This is a genomic window from Pseudomonas fildesensis (genome assembly GCF_001050345.1).
GTDB lineage: Bacteria > Pseudomonadota > Gammaproteobacteria > Pseudomonadales > Pseudomonadaceae > Aquipseudomonas > Aquipseudomonas fildesensis.
Genome location: NZ_LFMW01000011.1, coordinates 146,891 through 163,257, shown reverse-complemented (window position 1 = coordinate 163,257; position 16,367 = coordinate 146,891). Strand labels below are relative to the sequence as shown.

General features: G+C 61.8%; 11 protein-coding genes and 1 pseudogene. 8 read left to right on the top strand and 4 right to left on the bottom strand.

The annotated features are described in order from the left end of the window. Positions 1 to 142: 142 nt before the first annotated feature. Positions 143 to 661, bottom strand: a complete 519-nt coding sequence (locus ACR52_RS16765; protein ID WP_048726434.1) for an SgcJ/EcaC family oxidoreductase — start codon at positions 659 to 661, stop codon at positions 143 to 145. Between the two features lie 169 nt (positions 662 to 830). On the opposite strand from ACR52_RS16765, the gene ACR52_RS16760 reads away from it, so the two are divergent. From ACR52_RS16760 to ACR52_RS16745, 4 genes and pseudogenes are all read left to right on the top strand, one after another. Then, positions 831 to 2,015 carry a sensor histidine kinase gene (locus tag ACR52_RS16760; RefSeq protein ID WP_048726431.1) on the top strand — a complete coding sequence of 395 codons (1,185 nt, stop codon included), beginning with the start codon at positions 831 to 833 and terminating at the stop codon, positions 2,013 to 2,015. Then, positions 2,012 to 2,665 carry a response regulator gene (locus ACR52_RS16755; protein WP_048726428.1) on the top strand — a complete coding sequence of 218 codons (654 nt, stop codon included), beginning with the start codon at positions 2,012 to 2,014 and terminating at the stop codon, positions 2,663 to 2,665. Before ACR52_RS16760 ends, ACR52_RS16755 begins: the two co-directional genes overlap by 4 nt. Continuing rightward, positions 2,662 to 4,969 (top strand): annotated as a pseudogene (locus ACR52_RS16750) (ATP-binding protein). The gene ACR52_RS16755 and the pseudogene ACR52_RS16750 overlap by 4 nt, the downstream one beginning before the upstream one ends. Further along, positions 4,966 to 5,475: a response regulator gene (locus ACR52_RS16745; RefSeq protein WP_048726425.1), complete on the top strand. Its 510-nt coding sequence runs from the start codon at positions 4,966 to 4,968 to the stop codon at positions 5,473 to 5,475. Before ACR52_RS16750 ends, ACR52_RS16745 begins: the two are co-directional and overlap by 4 nt. Here ACR52_RS16745 and ACR52_RS16740 read toward each other — a convergent pair. Both ACR52_RS16740 and ACR52_RS16735 read right to left on the bottom strand, forming a co-directional pair. Further along, positions 5,472 to 5,849 (bottom strand): SidA/IucD/PvdA family monooxygenase, encoded by a 378-nt coding sequence (locus ACR52_RS16740; protein ID WP_048726420.1) that lies wholly within the window; start codon positions 5,847 to 5,849, stop codon positions 5,472 to 5,474. The two genes, ACR52_RS16745 and ACR52_RS16740, sit on opposite strands and share 4 nt — an antisense overlap. A 96-nt stretch (positions 5,850 to 5,945) precedes the next feature. Next, complete coding sequence (locus ACR52_RS16735) at positions 5,946 to 7,319, bottom strand: MFS transporter (protein ID WP_152687636.1); 1,374 nt, start codon at positions 7,317 to 7,319, stop codon at positions 5,946 to 5,948. A 138-nt stretch (positions 7,320 to 7,457) separates the two neighbouring features. Between ACR52_RS16735 and ACR52_RS16730 the strand changes: the two genes are divergently transcribed. From ACR52_RS16730 to ACR52_RS16715, 4 genes are all read left to right on the top strand, one after another. Then, complete coding sequence (locus ACR52_RS16730; RefSeq protein ID WP_048726412.1) at positions 7,458 to 8,219, top strand: ArsR/SmtB family transcription factor; 762 nt, start codon at positions 7,458 to 7,460, stop codon at positions 8,217 to 8,219. A gap of 319 nt (positions 8,220 to 8,538) precedes the next feature. Further along, positions 8,539 to 9,780, top strand: a complete 1,242-nt coding sequence (gene mexE / locus ACR52_RS16725) for a multidrug efflux RND transporter periplasmic adaptor subunit MexE (protein ID WP_048726649.1) — start codon at positions 8,539 to 8,541, stop codon at positions 9,778 to 9,780. Positions 9,781 to 9,795: 15 nt separating this feature from the next. Then, positions 9,796 to 12,975, top strand: a complete 3,180-nt coding sequence (locus ACR52_RS16720) for an efflux RND transporter permease subunit (protein WP_048726409.1) — start codon at positions 9,796 to 9,798, stop codon at positions 12,973 to 12,975. After that, positions 12,972 to 14,387: an efflux transporter outer membrane subunit gene (locus tag ACR52_RS16715; RefSeq protein ID WP_048726406.1), complete on the top strand. Its 1,416-nt coding sequence runs from the start codon at positions 12,972 to 12,974 to the stop codon at positions 14,385 to 14,387. The genes ACR52_RS16720 and ACR52_RS16715 overlap by 4 nt, the downstream gene beginning before the upstream one ends. 257 nt (positions 14,388 to 14,644) lie before the next feature. Here the strand turns inward: ACR52_RS16715 and ACR52_RS32015 are convergent, their stop codons facing one another. After that, a complete protein-coding gene (locus tag ACR52_RS32015) occupies positions 14,645 to 16,345 on the bottom strand; it encodes an aspartate:alanine exchanger family transporter (RefSeq protein ID WP_152687635.1) in 1,701 nt (566 codons plus the stop codon). Positions 16,346 to 16,367 lie beyond the last annotated feature (22 nt).

Below are 16,367 nucleotides of genomic sequence, written 5' to 3'. Positions count from 1 at the left end.
AGCAGCGCCTTCCTTCGCCTCGCTGCACTCACCCGGTGACGGGCGCGCACTGTATAGCGGTGTGACGCTGGACTTCCGACGGATGTGAACGCAAAAAAAATGTCCACACCGGCAACCGGCGTGGACATTTTTGTCCGAGGTATTACTTTTTGGCGTGTTTGACCTGCACTTCCGGCATCGCCGAGGAGTGGTGGTTAAGAATCTTCCATTGGCCACCCACCTGCTCGTAGACGAAGGTGTAGCGAGCCTGCACGTGGCGCACTTTGCCGTTCGACTCGGTCAGGGTGAAGGTGTAAACGCCACTGTCCATCGCCACGTTACTGCCCAGCTGACGGATCTCACGGTAGTTGATCTGACCCACCGGCTTGAGCGCCATGAAGTGATCGAAGTAGTCGGTGATCTGCTCAGGCGTGGTGCGTACCTGGTTGGACACGGTTGGCTGCAACACCGCGTCCGGTGCATACAGGTCCACCACCGACTTGACGTTACCGGTCTGCAACGCGCTGTTCCAACGGTCAAACAACCCGGCAATCTCGCGGTCTTTTACATTGGCTGGCGCCTGGGCCACTTCGCGGTATACATAGGGCGACGTCTCGGCGGCCAGCACCAGAGGGGAGCTCAAGGCGAAAATCACGGCGATCGACACGGTTTTGAAGTTCATTGGGATGCTCCTGTTGTGGGTGAGCACACTTTGCCAATCGGCTACCTTCCCGCCATCGGCCAACCGGAGTCTTTTCTCTATGCCATTTGGCAGATGGCGCCGGCCATGGGTAAAGCGCTTTAATAGCGCCTCTTGCGCCCGCAGGCCTATTGAATACCGGAGTCCAAGCATGCAGAACCCGCCCCACGATCCCGGCAGCGCATTGGCCATGCGCGCGCACTATCGACAATCGGAAAGCCGCACCGCGCGCTTACGGCTGTTGGTGGAGACCGGTCAGGCGTTGACCCAACTGGCTCCCAACGCCATGCGCGAACGTGTGCTCGTGCGCGCCTGTGCGTTCCTCGCGATGGACCATGGGCTGATCCAGGAATGGGACGCCGACGGCAACGCCAGCACCACCGCTCGCCAGGGTAGCCAGGATCGACTGGACGGCCTCGCCGCCATCGCCGACCGCCGTTTACGTACCCCGTGCTGGCTGGAACTGCCGGGAAGCGCCCTGCCCAGTGTGTTGCAAGTGCCCTTGCGCGGGGGTGACGGCAGTGCCTTTGCCGTATTGGTGCTGGGCAATAGCGTCAGCCTGCGGGCGCCAGACCATGAAGACAGCGAATCCCTGCAACTGCTCGCCACGCTGCTGGCCGCGCACCTGGAAAACGACCGGCTGCTGACCACGCTCATGGCTCGGGACAGGACGCTGTCAGACCTGGTCAACCGCTTGCTTCACGCCCAGGAGGACGAGCGCAAACGCGTGGCCTACGACCTGCACGACGGCCTGGCGCAAACCCTCGCGGGCTTGCATCAACGCTTGCAAGGGTTCGCCGGCCGTTGCCCTACGCTACCCGGCACGCTGGACGCGGACTTACAGGCGATTCTGACCCTGGCCCAGCACTCGGTGGGTGAAGGCCGGCAACTGATCGCGGGCCTGCGCCCGACGGTGCTGGATGATTTTGGTTTATTCAAGGCCCTGGACAAGGAAGCCGACCGCCTGCGTGAAGCCGGCGTCAGCGTACAGTGGAGCACAGGCTACGATGGACGCTTACCCAGCCAGGTGGAAATCGCCCTGTTCAGGATCGGCCAGGAAGCCATCAACAATGTGCTCAAGCATGCACAGGCCAGCCAAGTGCAACTGGTCCTGGCGCTGCACGACGGCCAAGCTTCGCTGCGAGTAGACGACAACGGCAACGGTTTTGCCCTTGACCAACGGCTCGACACCCAGGATGCAAAACACCTGGGCATGGCCACCATGCGTGAACGCGCCAGCCTGCTTGGTGGCCAGCTCAATTGCGTCAGCGCGCTGCACTGTGGCACTCAATTGCACGCCCGCGTGCCGGCCTTTCTGGATGGAACACCTCGATGAACCGCGTCATACGTTTGGTGCTGGCAGATGATCATGAAGTCACGCGTACAGGTTTCGTGGCGTTGCTGGCCGGTCATCCGCAATTCGAAGTGGTCGGCCAGGCCCGTGATGGCCAGCAAGCGGTGGAACTGTGCGAACAACTGCAGCCCGACATTGTCATCCTCGACATTCGCATGCCGGTGCTCAATGGCCTGGGCGCTGCGCGTCTGCTTCAACAACGCCTGCCAGCACTGAAAGTCGTGATCTTTACCATGGACGACAGCGCCGATCACCTCGAGGCGGCCATGAATGCCGGTGCGGTGGGCTACTTACTCAAGGACGCCAGTCGCGCGGAGGTGATCGATGCGTTGCAACGGGTCGCCGCAGGCGAAGAAGCGCTTAACAGCGCGGTCAGCGCCCGGCTGCTGCGGCGCATGACGGACCGCAGTGCCGCCGGTGTCATGCCGAATGAAAACCTCACCCCTCGCGAACGCCAAGTGCTCAGCCTGGTGGCGAACGGTAAGAGCAACCGCGAGATCGGCGAACAACTGGGGATTACCACCGGCACCGCCAAAGCCCATGTTGAACGGGTGATCGGCAAACTCGGTGCAGCCGACCGAACCCAGGCCGCCGTGCGGGGCATCGCGCTGGGCCTGGTGACGCAGGCATGAGAGCGCTCTACGCCAGGCGTTGGGCCGACCTGCCGTTGCGCGGCAAAGCGTTGGTGGTGATTTCGTTGCCGCTGGTGGTGCTGCTGTTGTCTCTGGTGCTGATCTACATCACCGAACGGCAGACCGTCCGCGCTGAAGAGGACGTGCGCCGGGTGCTGCGGGTGCAAGGCGACATTCGCGCCGTGCACACCCTGCTGGCCGAAGCGGCGGCCAGCGTGCGCGGCTACCTGCTGACCCGCCGTGAGGACTTCCTGCCGGGGTACCTGAACGCCAGGCCGCAGATTGAGGCCGCCCTGCTCCGGCTCGACCGCAATGTTCGCGATCAACGGGTGCGCGAACAGCTCACGCAGATTGCGCCGCTGATCAACAGCAAAATCGGTGGGTTGGAAGACATGCTCAGGGACCCGACGACGAGCGCTGCGTCAATCACCACTATTCTGGTGAATAACAAACACATCCTGGATGCGTTGCGTCAGCACATCAGCACCATGCTCACCCTTGAGGACTCGTTGCTCGCCGAGCGCACCTCGGCCGCCGCCGAAACCCGCCAGCGGCTGTTGTTGTCCACTTGGCTGGCCGCCATCTGCGGGCTGTTTGGCGCCATCGTCGCCGTGCTGTTTCTGTCCAAGGGCATTGTCGCGCGGGTCCAGCAGGTGCAAGGCAACGCGCAACGCCTGGCCCTCGGTCAGCCACTGCAACCGCAACCGCCGGAAAACGACGAGATTGGCCAGTTGGGCACACGTCTGGTCGAGGCAGGTTTGCTGCTGGCCGAGCGCGAGCGTGCGTTGCGCGAGAACGAAGAGCGCTTGCGGCTGATCATCGACGGCGTGAAGGACTACGGGATTTTTGCCCTCGACACTGCCGGCCATGTCACCAGTTGGAACACCGGCGCCGAGCGGATCAAGGGCTACACCGAGCAGGAGATCATCGGCCAGCACTTCTCGTTGTTCTACCTGCCCGAGGAATGCCCGCAACACCCGGACATGGCGCTGCGCGAGGCCACTCGCAACGGCGCTTACACCGAAGAAGGCTGGCGCCTACGTCAGGACAGCACGCGCTTCTGGGCCAGCGTGGTGATTACCGCGCAGTACGACAATACCGGCGCTTTGCGCGGTTTCTCAAAGATCACGCGGGACATCACCGACCGACGCGCGGCGGAGATTGCCCTGGGCAGCGCCCGCGAGGAAGCCGAGCGCGCCAGCCGGGCGAAAAGTGAGTTTCTCTCACGCATGAGCCACGAACTGCGCACGCCGCTCAATTCGATTCTGGGCTTTGCACAACTACTGGACATGGACTCGGCTGTGGGGCAAAAGGCGCAAGTCGGTCACATCCTGCGCGCCGGCCAGCACCTGCTGACGCTGATCAACGAAGTCTTGGATATTGCCAAGATCGAGGCGGGACGCCTGCCGTTGAACATCGTAGCGATCCCGTTGGCGGGTACGCTGCAAGAAGCGCTGGCGCTGGTTTCGCCCATGGCCGCCGACGCGGGCATCCGGTTGCAGCCACCGCCAGCGCTGACAGCGGATATCGGCGTTGTTGCCGATCGACAACGCCTGACTCAAGTGTTGCTGAACCTGCTGTCCAACGCCATCAAATACAACAAGTTCCAGGGTCAGGTTAGCATCGAGGTCAAGGTAACGGGGTCGCGCATCGGCGTGGCCGTCTGCGATACCGGCAAGGGCATTGCGGCGGACAAGCTCGGACAACTGTTCAAGCCGTTCGAGCGGCTGGGGGCCGACCCGAATGTGGAAGGCAGCGGCCTGGGACTGGCACTGAGTAAAAGCCTGCTGGAAAAGATGGATGGCAACTTGAGCGTGCTGAGCCAACAGGGCATCGGCTCACGTTTCACCCTGGAGCTGCCGTACGTAAGCGTACAGGAGCCCCATGGAGTGCCCGCAGCCGTGGTCGACACCCCGTCGACACGCCCTGCCCTTTGCGCTGCTGTATATCGAAGACAACCTTTCCAGCCTGGCACTGATCGAAACCTTGCTGCAGCGCAGGCCCGGTATCAAACTGCTCTCAAGCATGCAAGGGCAACTGGGCCTCGACCTGGCCGCACAGCACGGGCCACAGCTGATTCTGTTGGACGTGTCACTGCCGGACATCGACGGCTTGAACGTGCTGCAGCGCTTGCGCCGGTCGGCGATCACCCGGGATACGCCGGTGCTGATGCTCACCGCCGATGCCAGCGACCTCACCCGCCAGGCTTTGAATGACGCGGGTGCGACGGCCGTATTGAACAAGCCGATCAACGTGCCTGCGTTTCTCGCCCACCTCGACCAGTACTTTCCGGAGCCCGTGTGAACCTCGACCTGCGCATTCTGATCATCGACGACCAACGCCCGAACCTCGACCTGGTAGAGCAATTGCTGGCGCGCGAGGGGCTGACCAACGTGCTGAGCAGCACCCAGCCACTGCGCACCCTGGAGCTGTTCAATAGCTTCGAACCGGACCTGGTGATTCTCGACTTGCACATGCCGGAGCTCGACGGGTTTGCGGTATTGGAACAGCTCAACCGGCGCATTCCCAACGGCGAATACCTGCCGATTCTGGTGCTGACCGCCGACGCCACCCGCGACACTCGCCTGCGCGCCCTGGCCCTGGGCGCCAGGGACTTCATCAGCAAACCCCTGGATGCGCTCGAAACCATGCTGCGGGTATGGAACCTTCTGGAAACCCGCGTGCTGTACAAAACCTTGCGTACGCTGGTGCCGGCGGATCAGATCGAGTTGTTGCAGCGGTACGGTTCAACGGCCATGCCCTGCAACGTCGAGCCAACGCCGGGCTCATCGGCCATACGACGTTGTTAATGCGAGTGGATAGAAAGCGCCTTAATCCACAAACCGCTCCACCGCAAACGGTAGTACTGGTTGAATTCGCGGCGCAGCACTTGATCGAATTTGGCGTTGATAACGTTCAGCAACTGTTTTTTCTGCGAAAGGTAAGCGAGAAACGACAGTGGGTTGGACGGGGCCACCAGGCCGACCAAGTCTTTGAGGTAGTGCACCTGCAACATCGCCTCGGGCACCATCATCCCTGCGTGCCACTGGAACTCGCTGCTGCGTTCGAAGAACGCGGCCGAGATGCCCGGGTGGGGCTTGGCCAGCGCGGCCAGGCTCAGGTTGGCCGGGCCGATACCGATTCCCGCCATATCTACCACTGCCACCGCAGAAAGCACATTCATGATCGTTATCCCTGTTGATGTTGTTTTTCAGGTGCAGCCACGCCTCGCAACGTGCGCGAAGGCGTACCGGGCAATCGCTTTACCGGTGCAGGTGCATCAGCTTTCCACGGGATGTGCCGCCGGTGCTTTCAACACCAGGGCCGACAACAGCATGGCGAGTAAGGACAGGCCGACCGCTACGCTGACGGCGGCGTAGATGGCATCGCCCAGAGGGTTAATCGAGGTCAGCAAGGCGCCGAAGATCGCCACGCCGAAGGCCGAGCCGCTTTGTCGACTGGCATTGAGCGTGCCCGCCGCTACCCCGGCCTTGGCGCGATCGACCACGCTCATCAGCACAGACGTGGCGGCTGGGGTAATGATCCCCGCGCCGAACCCCACGGCCGGGTAACAAATTGCGATACGCCAGTACGGCGCATCAACGGCCAACGCAAACAGGCCGATAAACCCCAGGGTGTACAGGCCGAAGCCGGCAAACAGCACGGCACGAGCGCCGTAGGCGCGGGTCAGGCGGCCGCAGGTGAAACTGCCCAGGGTGACCATGGCGGTCAGTGGCAGGAATGCGAGCCCCGTATCAAGCGGCGACCAGCCACGGTTGGTCTGGAAGTACAGGCTCAGCAGGAAGAACAGGCCGTAGAACACCAGGGCCGAGATCAGTGACAGGAGGGTCGCACCGGAAAATATCGGGTTGCGAAAGTAATGCAGCGGCAACATCGGGTCCCGGTGCCGGCGCTCAGTCACCAGGAACACGTACCAGGCGATACACGCCACAAACACGCCGCCATACACCCACTCGGAATTCCACCCCAGCTTCGCCCCTTCGATCAGCACCGCCACCGACGTGGCCAGCGCAATAATCGCGGCGACTTGCCCGGTGAAGTCCAGGTGGCGATTGGGCGCCAGCGGCGCTGAAGACGGGATGCGCGAGGTCAGCCACACGCCGATCAGGGCGATCGGCACGTTGATCAGGAAGATGCTGCGCCAGCCGAACAGTTCGATCAGCACCCCGCCCACCAGCGGCCCGGCCGCCATGGCGATACCGCCACAGCCGGCCCACACCCCGATTGCACTGGCACGCTGGTGGGTCTGCGGGTAAGCGTTGTTGATCAACATCAAGGAGCAAGGCACCAGCAGCGCGGCGCCCAGGCCCTGCAACACCCGCGCGGCGATCAGCTCGGGTAAATCGGTGGCCAGGCCGCACAACGCCGACGCCAGGGCAAACAGGCCAAGGCCGACCGCGTAGATTTTTTTTGCACCAAAACGGTCGCCCAGCAAGCCGCCGGTCAGCAGCAAGCTGGCGAAGGTCAGGGTGTAAGCATTGATCACCCACTGCAGCCCGGTGATGTCCGAGCCGAACGTGCGGGAGATGGATTCCAGTGCCACGTTCACAATTGAGGTGTCGAGGATAACGACCACGTAACTGAGGCTTGTCGCGATCAGCACCTGTCGTTGGTAGCGTGTAGTGAGTTCCATGTCCCCGTGTTTCCTTTCCATAGTGGCGGTTTGACTATAAGCAGCTTTCCGGGATAAACGCTTCGGGCTGTGTCGAAGTGTTGGTGTTTATGTCATCCTGAAACCCGACATCACCCGGCACAGCGCGGAGTTCAGGGAATGACCCAGCCTAAAATTTCATCCATTGCCTACTTGATTGCCGAGCCTGTGCGCGCGGTGATCCTGATCACCCTGGCCGATGGCAGCGCGATGTCCGCCAGTGCCCTGGCCGATGCCGCCGGCGTCACCCCGCAGACGGCCAGCTCACACCTGGCGAAACTGCTCGACGGCGGCTTGCTCACCGTCGAGATAAAGGGCCGCAACCGCTTCTATCAACTGGCCGGCCCCGATGTGTCCCATGTGCTCGAAAGCCTGGCCGCCGTTTCCCCGCAAACCAGTACCTGGCGCAGCCTGCCCAACCGTGCGGCCCATGAGCTGCGTTTCGCGCGCTGCTGCTACGACCACCTGGCCGGCCAGGTCGGCGTGGCCGTGACCCAAGGCATGCTCGAACGCGGCTATATCCTCGAACGCAACGAGCGTGAATTTGTGCTGACCCTGCGCGGCATCGAATGGCTGCAGTCACTCAACCCGGAGAGCGGCGAACCGTGCTTCCAGGACCACGTGCAGGCCCGTCGCTGCCTGGACTGGACCGAGCGCCAACACCACATCGCCGGTCCACTCGGCACTCATCTATTGGATACGTTTTGCCAGCTTGGCTGGTTGCGTCGCACCGCCGGCACCCGCGCGGTGTCTGTCACCACCACGGGCTGGCGCGCGTTCAAAACGCATTTGGGTATCGAGCATTTGCGCCATCTTGAGGCGCCCCTGCATGCCACGGTGCCGGCCAGAAGAAGGCTTATACCGGCTCCGGCTGCGGGCTGAACAACCGATGGATGAAGTCATGGAGTTTCCTCAGGAGACAGCGCTGCGGTAAAAGAAGGCGCAACTATAAGGAATCGACGCTGCGATATGCTTCGACGTGGCTCGAAGTGTCAGCCGCTCCGGGCGCTTCTTGCGGGGCGTGCAACAGTCCTTTGTCATCACGGCTATTGATAGCTCCCTAACGAAAGCCCCATGCTAGAGGGCTTTCCTCGCGCTTATATCATTCCGAATGATAGTTACCTTTGCTTCATTCGATTCGTGACACAGCACCTCGCCGCGCATGATCCGCCCATCTCAAATACATTGGCGGATGCACCTCATGGAACAGTCACTCAAACATTTGCGCTTCCCCTTGGCGATTCTGGCCGTAGTGGTGATGAGCGCGTGCGGCAAGGCACCGGAACAAGCGGCCGCCATGCCAGCGGCGAAAGTCAGCGTAGCCAAGGTGCTTGAGCAGCCGGTCAACGAGTGGGACGAATTCACCGGCCGCCTGGAAGCTCCCGAAACCGTGCAGATTCGTCCACGGGTCTCTGGCCAGATTGACCAAGTCGCTTTCACCGAAGGCGCTTTGGTCAAGAAAGGCGACCTGCTGTTCCAGATTGACCCGCGGCCGTTCCAGGCCGAAGTGCGCCGCCTTGAAGCACAGCTGCAACAAACCCGCGCCGCCGCCAGCCGCAGCGATAACGAAGCGCAACGTGGCGAACGCCTGCGCCAGAGCAATGCGATTTCCGCCGAACTGGCCGACTCGCGCACCACCGCCGCCCAGGAAGCCCGCGCCGCAGTCGCCGGGATCCAGGCGCAGTTGGACCTGGCCAAGCTAAACCTGAGCTTCACCCGCGTCACCTCGCCGATCAGCGGCCGTGTCAGCCGTGCCGAAATCACCGCCGGCAACCTGGTGACTGCCGATGTCACCGCGTTGACCAGCGTGGTCTCCACCGACAAGGTCTACGCCTACTTTGACGCCGATGAGCGCGTGTACCTCAAGTACACCGAACTCGCCCGCCAGGGTCGCCGTGGTGCTACCACCCCGGTGTACCTGGGCCTGTCGAATGAAACCGGTAACCCGCACCTGGGCCAGATGAACTTCGTCGACAACCAGGTCAACCCGGCCACCGGCACCATCCGTGGCCGCGCCGTGTTTGATAACAGCAAGGGCGAATACACCCCCGGCCTGTATGCGCGCTTGAAGCTGGTAGGCAGCGGCACCTACTCCGCCGTGTTGATCAACGACGAAGCGGTCGGTACCGACTTGGGCAAGAAGTTCGTACTGGTGATGGAAGGCGACAAGCCGGCTTATCGCTCGGTGGAACTGGGGCCGAAGATCGAAGGTTTGCGCATCGTGCGCAGCGGCCTGAACAAGGACGACACCATCATCGTCAAGGGCCTGCAACGCGTGCGCCCAGGCTCGCCGGTCGCCCCGGAAACCATTCCGATGGCCAGCAAGGAAACCCTCGCCGCCCTGGCCCAACAACGACAAGCGCTTGAAGCCAGCAACCTGGAGCAAGTGGCGCCGGACAAAACCGCGCCCAAGCTCGCAAGCACTGCTGCTCCACGCGGTTAAGGGATACGACTCAAGATGAATTTTTCCAAGTTCTTCATTTCGCGGCCGATCTTCGCAGCGGTGCTCTCGCTGTTGATCCTGATCGCCGGTGCGATTTCGCTGTTCCAGCTACCGATCAGCGAATACCCGGAAGTGGTGCCGCCGACCGTGGTGGTGCGCGCCAACTTCCCGGGTGCCAACCCCAAAGTCATCGGTGAAACCGTGGCTGCGCCGCTGGAGCAAGCCATCACCGGCGTCGAGAACATGCTGTACATGTCCTCGCAGTCGACCGCCGACGGCAAGCTGACCCTGACCATCACCTTCGCCCTGGGCACCGACCTGGACAACGCGCAGGTGCAAGTGCAAAACCGTGTGACGCGGACTCAGCCAAAACTGCCTGAGGAAGTGACGCGCATCGGTATCACCGTGGACAAGGCCTCCCCCGACCTGACCATGGTGGTGCACTTGACCTCCCCGGATCAGCGCTACGACATGCTGTACCTGTCCAACTACGCGATCCTCAATATCAAGGATGAGCTGGCCCGCTTGGGCGGCGTGGGCGATGTGCAGTTGTTTGGCATGGGCGATTACTCCCTGCGCGTATGGCTGGATCCGAACAAGACCGCCTCACGCAACCTGACCGCGACCGATGTGGTCACCGCGATCCGCGAGCAGAACCGTCAGGTGGCAGCGGGTGCCCTCGGCGCCCAGCCTGCACCGTCTGACACCAGCTTCCAGTTGTCGGTGAATACCCAGGGCCGCCTGGTCACCGAGGAAGAGTTTGAGAACATTGTGATTCGCGCCGGCGACAACGGTGAAATCACGCGCCTCAAGGACATCGCCCGGGTCGAACTGGGGTCCAGCCAATATGCGCTGCGCTCGCTGATCGATAACCAGCCAGCCGTCGCGATTCCGATTTTCCAGCGCCCCGGCTCCAATGCGATCGACATCTCCAACGATGTGCGCAGCAAGATGGCCGAGCTGAAAAAGAGCTTCCCGGCGGGCATGGACTACCGCATCGCCTATGACCCGACGATCTTTGTACGCGGTTCCATCGAAGCGGTCGTGCACACCCTGTTCGAAGCACTGATCCTGGTGGTGCTGGTAGTGATCCTGTTCCTGCAAACCTGGCGCGCCTCGATCATTCCATTGGTGGCGGTGCCGGTATCGTTGATCGGTACGTTTGCGGTGATGCACCTGTTCGGCTTCTCGCTTAACGCGCTGTCGCTGTTCGGCTTGGTACTCGCCATCGGTATTGTGGTGGACGACGCCATCGTAGTGGTGGAGAACGTCGAGCGAAATATCGAGTTGGGATTGGAACCGTTCCAGGCCACTGAAAAGGCCATGAGCGAAGTAACCGGCCCAATCATCGCCACGGCGTTAGTGCTGTGTGCGGTGTTCATTCCAGCAGCCTTTATCAGCGGCTTGACCGGGCAGTTCTATAAACAGTTCGCCTTGACCATTGCGATCTCCACGGTGATCTCGGCGTTCAACTCGCTGACCTTGTCCCCAGCCCTTGCCGCCGTGCTGCTGCGCAGTCACGACGCGCCGAAGGATCGCTTCTCGAAGTTCCTCGACAAGCTTTTCGGCGGCTGGCTGTTCCGTCCCTTCAACCGTTTTTTCGAAAAGGCCAGCCATGGCTACGTGGGTACCGTGCGCCGGGTGATTCGCGGCAGTGGTATTGCGCTGTTCGTGTACGCCGGCCTGATGGTATTGACCTTCTTCGGGTTTGCCCACACCCCGACCGGCTTCGTCCCGGCCCAGGACAAGCAATACCTGGTGGCCTTCGCCCAACTGCCCGACGCCTCGAGCCTGGACCGCACCGAAAGCGTGATGAAGCGCATGTCGGACATCGCCCTGAAACAACCCGGCGTGGAAAGCGCGATTGCCTTCCCCGGCCTGTCGATCAACGGTTTCACCAACAGCCCGAACAGCGGCATTGTGTTCGTCACCTTGAAACCGTTCGATGAGCGTAAAGACCCGAGCATGTCGGCGGGTGCGATTGCCGGTGCGCTGAATGGCCAGTACAGCAATATCGAAGAAGCCTACATGGCGATCTTCCCACCGCCGCCGGTACAGGGCCTGGGCACCATCGGCGGGTTCCGCCTGCAGATCGAAGACCGTGGCAACCTGGGTTACGACGAGCTGTACAAAGAAGTGCAGAACGTCATCACCAAGAGCCACGGCGTGCCTGAGCTGTTCGGCCTGTTCACCAGCTACACGGTCAACGTGCCGCAAGTCGATGCTGCCATCGACCGTGAAAAGGCCAAGACCCACGGCGTGGCGATCAGCGACATCTTCGACACCCTGCAGGTCTACCTGGGTTCGTTGTATGCCAACGACTTCAACCGCTTCGGTCGCACCTACCAGGTCAACGTGCAGGCTGAGCAACAGTTCCGCCAGGACTCCGACCAGATCGGCCAGCTGAAAGTGCGCAACAACAAGGGCGAGATGATCCCGCTGGCGACCTTCATCAAGGTCAGCGACACCTCGGGCCCGGACCGCGTGATGCACTACAACGGTTTTATCACCGCAGAAATCAACGGCAACGCCGCACCCGGCTACAGCTCGGGCCAGGCCCAGGTCGCGATTGAAAAACTGTTGAAGGACGAGCTGCCCAACGGCATGACCTACGAGTGGACCGACCTGACCTATCAGCAAATCCTCTCGGGCAACACCGCGCTGTTCGTGTTCCCGCTCTGCGTACTGCTGGCGTTCCTGGTACTGGCCGCCCAATACGAAAGCTGGAGCCTGCCGCTGGCGGTAATCCTGATCGTACCGATGACGCTGCTGTCGGCCATCACCGGGGTGATTATCTCGGGTGGCGACAACAACATCTTCACCCAAATCGGCCTGATCGTACTGGTGGGCCTGGCGTGTAAGAACGCGATTCTGATCGTCGAGTTCGCCAAGGATAAACAGCAGGAAGGCCTCGACCCGCTCGCCGCGGTACTGGAAGCCTGCCGTCTGCGTCTGCGGCCGATCCTGATGACCTCGTTCGCCTTCATCATGGGTGTGGTGCCCCTGGTGCTTTCCAGCGGTGCCGGTGCCGAGATGCGCCATGCGATGGGTGTGGCGGTGTTCTCCGGGATGATCGGTGTGACCTTCTTCGGTCTGTTGCTGACGCCCGTGTTCTACGTACTGATCCGTCGTTATGTGGAGCGCGGCGAAGCGCGCAAAGCGGCCAAGGCCTTGAAGCTGGAGACACAGCAATGAGTGTGAAAGTCTTTCTGCCGAGCTTGCTGGTACTGGCGCTGAGTGCCTGTGCCGTAGGCCCGGACTACAAAACCCAGACCCCGGAGGCGGCCAACATCACGGCCGCCGCCGATGCCAAAAAGTACGACCACGCCAAGTTCGAAGGCATTTGGTGGCAGCAGTTTGAGGACCCTACCCTCAACCAGCTGGTCACCCAGTCGTTGAACGGCAACCGTGACCTGCGCGTGGCGTTTGCCCGCCTGCGGGCCGCACGGGCGATCCGCGATGACGCCAGCAATGACGCCATGCCGACGATCACCAGCCGCGTCAGCAGTGACCAAGGCAAAGGGCAGATTCCGGGCCAGACCACCAGCCGGGTCAAGTCTGAACGTTACGACCTGGGCCTGGACATGGCCTGGGAGCTGGACCTGTTTGGCCGCATCCAGCGCAACCTGGAAGCCACCGACGCCGACCAGCAGGACGCCGAAGCCGACCTGTACCAACTGCAAGTCACCCTGATTGCCGAACTGGTGGACGCCTACGGTCAGCTGCGTGGTGCGCAACTGCGGGAACGCATTGCCCTGGACAACCTGAAGAACCAGCAGGAATCCCGCACTATCACCGTCAGCCTGCGCGACGCCGGCGTGGGTGACCAACTCGACGTGGAGCGTGCCGACGCACGCCTCGCGGCAGTGGAAGCCAGCGTGCCGCAACTGCAGGCCGAACAAGTGCGCGAGCGTAACCGCATCGCCACCCTCCTCGGCCAGCGCCCCGACAAACTGACCGTGGACCTGGGCCCGAAAGACCTGCCGGCAATTGCCAAGGCGTTGCCGATAGGTGACCCGGGGCAACTGCTGCAACGTCGCCCGGACATCCTCAGCGCCGAACGCAAACTGGCGTCCGCCACCGCACGTATCGGCGTGGCCAAGGCCGACCTGTTCCCACGGGTCAGCCTCAGCGGCTTCCTCGGCTTTACCGCCGGGCGCGGGTCGCAGATCGGTTCGTCCGCGGCGAATGCCTGGGCCCTGGGCCCGAGCATCACCTGGGCAGCCTTTGACCTGGGCAGCGTGCGGGCCCGCCTGCGCGGCGCCGATGCCGAAGCGGATGGCGCGCTGGCCAACTACGAGCAGCAAGTATTGCTGGCGCTGGAAGAATCAGAGAACGCGTTCAGTGATTACGGCAAGCGTCAGCAACGCCTGGTTTCGCTGATTCGTCAGAGTGAATCCAGCCGCGCCGCTGCCGACCTCGCCGCGATTCGCTACCGCGAAGGCACCGTCGACTTCCTGGTGCTGCTCGACGCGCAACGCGAACGCCTCGCCGCCGAAGACTCCCAGGCCCAGGCCGAAGTGGACTTGTATCGCGGGATTGTTGCGATCTACAAGGCGTTGGGTGGGGGCTGGCAGCCGGATACGGTGGTCGCCAGCAGCAAGTGATGTAAAGAGCTCCTTTGGTTGGTCGCATCCAGCCAATTTTTAGCCCTGCGCCCCATTCGGTCGCGGGGCTTTTTTTGGCTACAAGTTTGAGCCCTGCCAATTTGAGCCCTGCCAACCTCAAGCGTCACCGACGAACTGAAAAGCGTGGGTGCAAAGCTGTTCAGTTGGCCTATGAGTAAGCGATGGCGGACCCGACCGCAGCGCTGACGACTGACAGTACGCACACTGCGTTCTGCCAGGCGCCTCCTGACGCTGCGTTAGCGCGCGAGAACCATCGCGAAGTAGCCAAACACCGTCAGTAAAATCCCCGACACCGCATACGCCACCGGAAAACCGATCCAGGGCACGGTGCTGTCGATTTCCTTGGCGGCTTCGCGTGCCGGCCCGGAATGGCTACGAGCCCCTGCTACACCGCCCATCAGGATCGCCGGGTTGATCTTGAACACGTGAAAACCCACTGCCCATACGATAAACGGCGGAATGGTGCAGGCCACAAAGCCCAACACAAAGATCTTCAGCGCGATGATCGCACTGATTTGTGAAACCAGATTAGCCCCGGCATTCACCCCCACAATCGCGACAAAGAAAATCAGCCCCATGTCCTCAAGAATGTTGCGTGCTGCGTTGGGTGTATTGCCAAAGAACCGCACTCGCGACACCAGCGACGACACGATAATCCCCGACACCAGCAAGCCCCCCGCGTTGCCCAGGCCCACCGCCGCACCAAACGCCGGCACTTGGATCAGGCCGATCAGCAGCCCCAGCACCATGCCCAGCGACAGCGTAAGCAAATCGGTCGCAGTACTCGGCCGCCCTGCCTTGCCCAGCAACGCCGTGGCCTTGTCGATGGCACTGCGCAGGCCGATCAGGTGCATCACATCCAAGCGTTGCAGGCGTGTTTCCAGCCCCACTGGAATGGGTGCGCCGCCGCGTTCAATACCCACCAGTTGTACTTGTCCGGCAATCGACGACTGGCTGAACTGCTTGAGCTGCTTGCCTATCGCGTCACGGTGGGTCACCAAAATCACCGCCTCGTCCAGCGGGATATTGAGCGCCCGCGCATCCGGCACTTCCGGCCCGATCAGGCCCATGTGGTCCGTCAGCGCATCCAGGCTGCCACCTAGGGCAATGACATCGCCCAATTGCAGCACCAGCGATGGATCGGCCCCGAGCAACTGGTCGCCGCGCTCGACATTCTCGATCTGATACAGCGCAAACTTTTGTCGAAACTGCGCGATGGTTTGCCCCACCAACTCACTGTTCACCAATCGGTAGGCGCGCAGATCGAAAGGCCTGTAGCCACTGAGCCCGGCGTCATCAACGTTCGGCACGCCATGCTCGACCTCATACTCCTTGGCGGCCTTGCGTGCATCCACACCCCACCAACGCGGCAGGTATTTGCAGATCAAGATGATGCCGACCGTGCCCCAGATATAGGTGATGCCATAGGACAACGCGATCATGGCTGTCGCCGCTGCGGCGGTGGTGCCCGGCGGCAGCGGGACTACGCCGGAGGTGATGGCTTGCTCCGCCGAACCGATGGCCGCCGACATGGTTTGTGAACCGGCAAGAATGCCGCCAGCCGCGCCCACCGGGAGCGACAACAGCTTTACGCCCAACACCACGATACCCAAACCCAGGAACGACGACAGAATCGCCAAAAAGGTGAACTTCAGCCCATCGCCCTTGAGGCTATTGATAAACGAGGGGCCGACGCGCAGCCCGACGCCGTACATGAACAGATAATAAAACAGGCTCTTGGTGAAGCTATCGAGTTCGAAATGCACACCGTAGTAAGACGCCCAGGTCGCGATGGCGCAGCCGATAACGATGGCCCCGGCCACCGCTCCCAAGCCGTAACCCTTGATGGCGCCGCGCCCGACCCAGACAGACAGGCCGACTACCAGGAAAAGCAGAATGTAGGGATTGTCGTGCAGGAAATTGAAGAAGGCAGTCACGATGATTCGTACCTGGCGATGA

Coding starts and splice junctions, on each gene's coding strand:
- ACR52_RS16760 (WP_048726431.1), top strand. CDS start 831: ATGCAGAACCCGCCCCACGATCCCGGCAGCGCATTGGCCATGCGCGCG.
- ACR52_RS16765 (WP_048726434.1), bottom strand. CDS start 661: ATGAACTTCAAAACCGTGTCGATCGCCGTGATTTTCGCCTTGAGCTCC.
- ACR52_RS16730 (WP_048726412.1), top strand. CDS start 7,458: ATGACCCAGCCTAAAATTTCATCCATTGCCTACTTGATTGCCGAGCCT.
- mexE (WP_048726649.1), top strand. CDS start 8,539: ATGGAACAGTCACTCAAACATTTGCGCTTCCCCTTGGCGATTCTGGCC.
- ACR52_RS16720 (WP_048726409.1), top strand. CDS start 9,796: ATGAATTTTTCCAAGTTCTTCATTTCGCGGCCGATCTTCGCAGCGGTG.
- ACR52_RS16755 (WP_048726428.1), top strand. CDS start 2,012: ATGAACCGCGTCATACGTTTGGTGCTGGCAGATGATCATGAAGTCACG.
- ACR52_RS16715 (WP_048726406.1), top strand. CDS start 12,972: ATGAGTGTGAAAGTCTTTCTGCCGAGCTTGCTGGTACTGGCGCTGAGT.
- ACR52_RS16740 (WP_048726420.1), bottom strand. CDS start 5,849: ATGAATGTGCTTTCTGCGGTGGCAGTGGTAGATATGGCGGGAATCGGT.
- ACR52_RS16735 (WP_152687636.1), bottom strand. CDS start 7,319: ATGGAACTCACTACACGCTACCAACGACAGGTGCTGATCGCGACAAGC.